This is a genomic window from bacterium (assembly GCA_036524115.1).
Classification (GTDB): domain Bacteria; phylum JAUVQV01; class JAUVQV01; order JAUVQV01; family DATDCY01; genus DATDCY01.
In genome coordinates, this window is sequence record DATDCY010000092.1 from 25,064 (window position 1) to 31,162 (window position 6,099).

Genomic DNA, 6,099 nt, shown 5'->3' on the forward strand with positions numbered 1-6,099 from the left:
TCACTTCTTCTTCTGAGTCGGTTGCGCCTCGAGCAGCTGATCGAAGACGTCGACGATCTCGGGGGGGTAGTCCACGTAGTCGCCGACGTGCTCGTAGGCGATCGTCCCCGAGAGGTCGACGACGACCTTGAAGGGGATCGGCCCGGCGAGCTGGTAGACCTCGGTGGCGACCTTCTGGTCCTGGTCGATGAGGATCGGGTAGGTGACCCCCTTCTCCTCGAGGATCTTGCGGATCTGCTTGATCTTGTCCGCGTCGTCGAGCGCGACGCCGAAGAACTCGACGCCCTTGGCCTTGTACTCCTTGTAGACGCGCTCGAGCACGGGCATCTCGCGCTTGCAGATGTTGCACCAGGTGGCCCAGAAGTCGATCATCACGACCTTCTTGCCCTTGAGGTCGGAGAGCTTCCAGGCCTTGCCGTCGATGTCCTTGAGCGTGAAGTCCGGCGCCGCCTGGCCCACCTTGAGCTTGGAGCCCTCGAGGGCGGCGCCGGCGGGGGCCGCGGCAACGACGACGACCGCCGCCGCGAGCGCCGCCGCGAGCAGTCCGGACCGCAACCCGGCCATCGTCCCCTCCAACACGTCCGTCCCGCGACCCGAGGGGGGCGCTAGAGGCCCAGCGCCTTGCGCGCCGCCTCGTCGTAGTGCTTCTCGGTCCCCTTCTCGAAGCCGGTGTGGATGTACTGGATCACGCCGCCCTTGTCGATCACGATCGTCAGCGGCACCAGGAAGTTCGTGTAGGTGTCGGTGATCTTGAACTCCTCGTCGAGCAGCAGCGGGTACGTCACCGCGACCTGCACCTCCTGCAGCGTCTCGACGATGGTCTTGGCGTCCACGCCGTCGGTGTCGACGCCGAGCGTCACCAGGCCGTTGCCCGCGTACTTCTTGGCTATCTCCTCGAGGTATGGCATCTCCTCGAGGCAGGCGCCGCAGCGGATGCCCCAGAAGTTCAGGAGCACGACGTTCTTGCCCGTGTAGGTCGAGAGCTTCTGCTCCTTGCCGGCGAGGTCCTTGGTCACGAAGTCCGGCGCCTTGTCACCGGGCTTGAACTTCTGGTCGCCCATCCCCTCCGCAGCCGCCGGGAGCGCGCTCCCGACGAGGAAGGCCGCAAGCAGCAACGAGACTCCCGCAGTTCCGAACCGGTTCAGCCGTTCTCCGAGCATGCACTCCTCCTCATCAGGCACGGTGGCACGCGCAAAATTCCGGAGGATTGTGAGCGTGCACACACCCTTTGTCAAGACGACGACAGACGACGAACCTTGACTTCGGTTTCCGGCAACATGGCAATCCTGGCGACAAAAACCTTCGTGCTAAGATAGAAGCGCTTATGGTTGCGGCCGATTCGCCTTTCAGGTCCCGGCGGAGAAAGTTCCTATGGGCTGGCGCTGCTGGAGGCGGGGAGGTCGCGGCGAAGCTGCGCCCGCCCCGTAGGTGAGCCCTCGCGCTCGAGGCGCGCGCGAGGCCAGGAGGGGAATGAGCACGGCAACGGGGACCGAGCTGCTGCTCAGCATCGACCTGGAGGACGTGCGCGACTCGCTTCCGGACGGAGAGCGGTACCGGGAGCGCGTGCCGGCCGTGACCGGCCGCCTGCTCGCGCTCCTGTCGGAGGCGCAGGCGAAGATCACGTTCTTCGTCACCGGGACGGTGGCCACGCGGTACCCGTCGCTGATCGCCGAGATCGCCGCCGCCGGCCACGAGCTGGCGTGCCACAGTCACGCGCACCAGCCCCTGGAGACGCACACGCCGGCCAGCTTCGCGGCCGATCTGCGCCGCAATCTCGATGCGCTCGGCGGCGAGGGCATCCGGGGATTCCGCGCCCCGGTGCTGTCGCTGACCGCGGACACGCGGTGGGTCTACCCGCTGCTGGCGCAGCACGGGCTGACGTACTCCAGCAGCGTCCTGCCGGCCCGTAATCCGTTGTACGGCTGGCCGCGCTTCGGCACGGCGCCCCGGCGGATGGCGGGAGTCGTGGAGATCCCCGTGTCCGTCGCGCGCGTGCTGGGGTTGACGCTCCCCTTCGCCAGCGGCGTCTACTTCCGGGTGCTGCCCTTCCGGGCGGTGCGCCGCGCCTGCCGGCGGTCCGCAGGTGCGATCGTCTCCTATCTGCATCCCTACGACTTCGATCCCGGGCAGGAGCGGTTCCTGCACCCGGGGATCCGGGGAAACCGGCTCTACAACTGGCTGATGTACTGCGGGCGGGCGCAGGCGCTGGACCGGCTGCGCGCGCTGCTCGGGGAGGGGTACCGGGTCCGGCGCTATCGGGATCACGTGGAGGCGCTGCCACCGTGACGTGTCCGGTCTGCGGGGGTGGGGAGCTGAGCGGGTATGCCTGCGACGAGCGCTTCGAGAGCCGCCGCTGCCCGGTCTGCGGGTACGTCGCCACCAGGTTTCGCGACGGGTTCACGCCGGCGACCGGGTACTACGGGTCGATCGGCAGCGCGGCCGCCTTCACGCGCTCCGTCGGCGCGGTGCGGCGACGGCAGATGGAACGCCTGCTGGACTGCGCGGCGCGCCACGGCGTGCGCGGCGGCCGGCTGTTGGACATTGGCAGCGGCCACGGCTGGTTGCTCCGGGCGGCGCGCAGCCGGGGCTTCGACGCATACGGGATCGAGCCCTCGCTCGAGGCGGACGACCCGCGCGTGCGCAGGGGCTGCTTCCCGCACACCGGCTTCGCCGGCCTGAAGTTCGACATGGTCGCGGCGATCGACGTCATCGAGCACCTGCCCCTGCCAGCGCTGGACGGCTTCCTGTCGGGTGCCCGGGCGGCGCTGCAGCGGCAGGGACTGCTGGCCCTGAAGGTTCCGGATGCCGGCGGGGCCATCCTCGCGGCGAGCCGGGGGGCGCACCGCCTCAGCGGCGGCCGGTACCGGGGCCCGCTCGACAGGATGCTGCAACTGAACTACGCGCACCCGCATGTCTCGTATTTCACCCGGGACAGCCTCCGGCGCCTGCTGGAGCGCCACCGCTTCCGGGTGGTGGCGGAGCAAGGGGACCCCGAGATCGCGCCCGGCACGATCTGGGGCCGGGTCGGCTGCGAACAACCGCTGCCGCTGCCGCTGCGACTGGTCTCCGGCGCCGCGCTCTGGTCGCTGTGGCTTTTCGCCCTGGCGAGCGGGCGGAAGGACGCCCTGATCGTCCTGGCCCGCCCATGAGACCGCGCGCGCTGGTCACCGACGGGCTCTGGCGCAAGAGCCTGAGCGTGATCCGCTCCCTGGGCAAGGCGGGATACGACGTCACGGTGTCGGGCGATTCCCTGTTCACGACCGGCTTCTGGTCGCGCTACACGGGCCACCGGCTCCGCACCCCCGTCGGCGAGGGGCTCCTGCGCGAGCTGCGGCGCAATCCGGGCGCGGTCGTCTTCCCCATGGAGGATGCCACTCTGGCCTGGGTCTCCGCCAATCGGGCGCGCCTCGAGCCGTACGCGCGGCTGCTCCTGCCGGCGCACGAGCGCGTCGTGGCTGCGCTGGACAAGGCGTCGACGCTGGCCACGGCAGGCGAACTGGGGCTGCCGGTGCCGCGGACCTGGGCCCCGACCGGACCGGAGGAGCTGACCCGGCTCGTCACGGGACTGGAGCCGGGGACGTTCGTCGTGAAGCCGCGGAGCGGTCGGGGCTCGGCGGGGGTCGCCTACGCCGGGAACTCCTGGGCACGGCACTGGGAGAATTACGGGCCCCTGCTCGTCCAGGAGCGCATCCCGGCGGAGGGCCGGGGGTTGGGGGTGGGGGCGTTGCTGGATGCCCGCGGGGAGTGCGCGGCTGTCTTCGCGCACGAGCGCCTGCGCCAGTACCCCGTCAGCGGTGGGCCGAGCACCGACCGGCGGAGCATCCTCGCCCCGCGGCTGGTTGAACTCAGCCTGAGATTGCTGCGGCGGCTGGAGTGGCGGGGCGTGGCAATGGTTGAGTGGAAGGCGGACCCGCGCGACGGTCAGCCAAAGCTCATGGAGATCAATCCGCGGTTCTGGGGCAGTCTCGAGCTGGCTGTGCGTGCAGGGGTGGATTTCCCGCTGCTGTACGCGCGGGCCGCGCGCGGGGAGCAACTCGGCCCGCCGCCGCGGTACCGGGAAGGGGTGCGGTGCCGGTGGATGATCCCCGGTGAGATCCTCCGTTTCCTGAGCGAGCCGGACCGGGAACCGCTGCGGCTCTTTTTCCAGGGCCTGCCCGGGCTTGCGGAGGAGTGGGACCGCTCCGACGTGCGGGGACTGGCGGCGACCGTGGTCTGCACGGGCGTCAACGCCCTCAGGCCACGGTACTGGCGCTACATCCGGCGCCGGGGGTGAAGCCTATTTTCGCTCGGCCCGGAACACCAGCGACCAGCACCGCCCCGGAAGGATGCGCGCCATCCCCGGCATCAGGTCCAGGCCGATGGGTGGCGTGGTTTCGAAGCCATGGCTCGCCAGCAACCGTCGCCACCCGGCGAACGAGCGATGCCATTCCGCGTCCGTGTCCCGTTGAATCCACGTGCGCGCGACATGCTTGAGACGGAACAGCGGCGAAGCCGGATTCTCCTCGTTGATCAACAGGACACGGCCGCTGGCCAGCCACCGGGCCAACCTGGCCACGAAGGTCTCCACGTGCGGCAGGTGATGCAGCGCATACGCCAGCACCACCACGTCCGGCTGGCCTTGCAGGAACGCGTCGACGCGTACCTCCCACTCGCGGTCCGCCAGGACGTCGACCACCCAAAACGTTCCGCCCAATTTCTCCTCGCCGGTGAACAAGCGCGCCAGGCGCACCTCCTCCGGATCGCGGTCCAGTCCCAGCAGCGTGTGACCTGCCGCCGCGATCGTGGCGCCGATGATCCCGCCGCCGCACGCAAGGTCCAGCACCCGCAGCGGTCGCCCCTTCGCACGGGCGCCCGCCTGGATCTCGCCAAGTATCGTCGCCAATCGCTTCCGGTTCAGCGGCGCCACCGGGTGCTCCGTGAAATACGCGTAGGTCGCGTGCGCGCCAGGGGTCGCGCGATGCCGGGCGAGGAAAGCGGCGGCCCGCGCCAGCAGTCCGGCCACGTGGTGTCGCGGATCGGCGGCCTTCATCGCGCGCCGCGTTTCCCGGGTGCATTGCCCGGCAACGGCTGGATCGGCCGGGCTGGCGCCCCCCGGGTGTCCGGAACCACAGGGTGAGGAGGCGGCTGCAGGTCCATGAGAGGCAATACTGCCACATACCGGCCCGATCGTGGGCCTGCGGGGCGCCCGCGAAACGTCCGCATCGCAGCGGCGGGAGAGAACGGGATCGGGCGGGGGGGGCGACCCGCCATTCTGCAAGCCGGGCCGCCCCCTCAGACAATGCCGTTCGCGCCGGAGCGCAAGGAGATCGTTTAGACCGAAGTCACCACACGTTTCCGCAGCGAGCCGACGACGAGAGCGGGGGACGCGCCCCCGCCTCATCCGCCGCCGGACCGGGGCGCCGCGAGGGCACGGCGCAGGCCGTCCGCCGCCTCGGCCGAGCCGGGGCGCAGCCGCAGCGCCCGGCGGTAGAGGTCGTCGGCCTCGCCGGCGCGCCCCTCGGCGAGCGCGACGCCGCCGAGGCCGATGAGCGCGTCGACGTGCCCGGGGTTCACGCGCAGCGCATCGGCGTACCAGCGGCGCGCCTGCGCCAGGTCGCCGCGGCGCGCGTAGATGTTCCCGAGGTTGTAGCGGTGCTCGTCCGCGCTCGGCGAGGGCAACGCGGCGGCGCGCTCGTAGCTCGCGATCGCCTCGTCCGTGCGGCCGAGCGCGGTGAGCGCGTACGCGAGGTCGTGGTGCGCCAGCGGGTTGCGGGGGTCGAGCCGCGCCGCGGCCTCGAAGGCGGCGGCCGCCGCCGCCCAGTCCCGGCGGCGCAGCGCCACGCGGCCGAGGTTGAAGACCGCCTCGGCGTAGGCCGGCCGCAGCCGCACCGCCTCCCGGTAGCTCGCCGCGGCCTCGTCGAGGGCGCCCTGCTCCAGCAGCACGTCGCCGAGGTTGTCGAGCGCCTCCGGGTACTCCGGCCGCAGCCGCAGCGCCTTGCGCAGCTCGGCCCCGGCCTCATCGAGCCTCCCCGCCCGCAGCAGCGCCACGCCGAGGTTCGCGTGCGGCCGCGCGACGGCCGGGTCCTTGCGCACCGCGTCCCCCCAGAGGGCGAGGTCGCT

Annotated in this window: 7 protein-coding genes; 3 read left to right on the forward strand and 4 right to left on the reverse strand. The window is 71.1% G+C overall.

Features of this window, described 5'->3' with window-relative positions:
• On the reverse strand, positions 1-564 hold the full coding sequence (locus VI078_04440) for a TlpA disulfide reductase family protein (protein ID HEY5998535.1): 564 nt from the start codon (positions 562-564) through the stop codon (positions 1-3).
• Between the two features lie 41 nt (positions 565-605).
• Entirely contained in the window at positions 606-1,160 is a 555-nt protein-coding gene (locus tag VI078_04445; GenBank protein ID HEY5998536.1) for a TlpA disulfide reductase family protein, read from the reverse strand.
• Between the two features lie 310 nt (positions 1,161-1,470).
• Here VI078_04445 and VI078_04450 point away from each other — a divergent pair, with 310 nt between their 5' ends.
• The 3 genes from VI078_04450 to VI078_04460 are packed head-to-tail and all read left to right on the forward strand — an operon-like array spanning position 1,471 to position 4,273.
• The gene (locus tag VI078_04450; GenBank protein ID HEY5998537.1) at positions 1,471-2,286 is read left to right on the forward strand and encodes a polysaccharide deacetylase family protein; all 816 of its coding nucleotides are present in this window, start codon (positions 1,471-1,473) and stop codon (positions 2,284-2,286) included.
• Positions 2,283-3,149 carry a class I SAM-dependent methyltransferase gene (locus VI078_04455; GenBank protein ID HEY5998538.1) on the forward strand — a complete coding sequence of 289 codons (867 nt, stop codon included), beginning with the start codon at positions 2,283-2,285 and terminating at the stop codon, positions 3,147-3,149. The genes VI078_04450 and VI078_04455 overlap by 4 nt, the downstream gene beginning before the upstream one ends.
• Entirely contained in the window at positions 3,146-4,273 is a 1,128-nt protein-coding gene (locus VI078_04460) for an ATP-grasp domain-containing protein (protein HEY5998539.1), read from the forward strand. Before VI078_04455 ends, VI078_04460 begins: the two co-directional genes overlap by 4 nt.
• A gap of 3 nt (positions 4,274-4,276) precedes the next feature.
• On the opposite strand, the gene VI078_04465 is transcribed toward VI078_04460, so the two are convergent.
• Complete coding sequence (locus VI078_04465) at positions 4,277-5,029, reverse strand: class I SAM-dependent methyltransferase (protein ID HEY5998540.1); 753 nt, start codon at positions 5,027-5,029, stop codon at positions 4,277-4,279.
• Positions 5,030-5,376: 347 nt separating this feature from the next.
• The coding region (locus VI078_04470; GenBank protein ID HEY5998541.1) for a tetratricopeptide repeat protein at positions 5,377-6,099 on the reverse strand (723 nt) is incomplete at its 5' end.

Excerpts from the sequence above, each read along its gene's own strand:
- VI078_04465 (HEY5998540.1), bottom strand. The coding sequence starts at position 5,029 with ATGAAGGCCGCCGATCCGCGACACCACGTGGCCGGACTGCTGGCGCGG.
- VI078_04450 (HEY5998537.1), top strand. The coding sequence starts at position 1,471 with ATGAGCACGGCAACGGGGACCGAGCTGCTGCTCAGCATCGACCTGGAG.
- VI078_04440 (HEY5998535.1), bottom strand. The coding sequence starts at position 564 with ATGGCCGGGTTGCGGTCCGGACTGCTCGCGGCGGCGCTCGCGGCGGCG.
- VI078_04460 (HEY5998539.1), top strand. The coding sequence starts at position 3,146 with ATGAGACCGCGCGCGCTGGTCACCGACGGGCTCTGGCGCAAGAGCCTG.
- VI078_04445 (HEY5998536.1), bottom strand. The coding sequence starts at position 1,160 with ATGCTCGGAGAACGGCTGAACCGGTTCGGAACTGCGGGAGTCTCGTTG.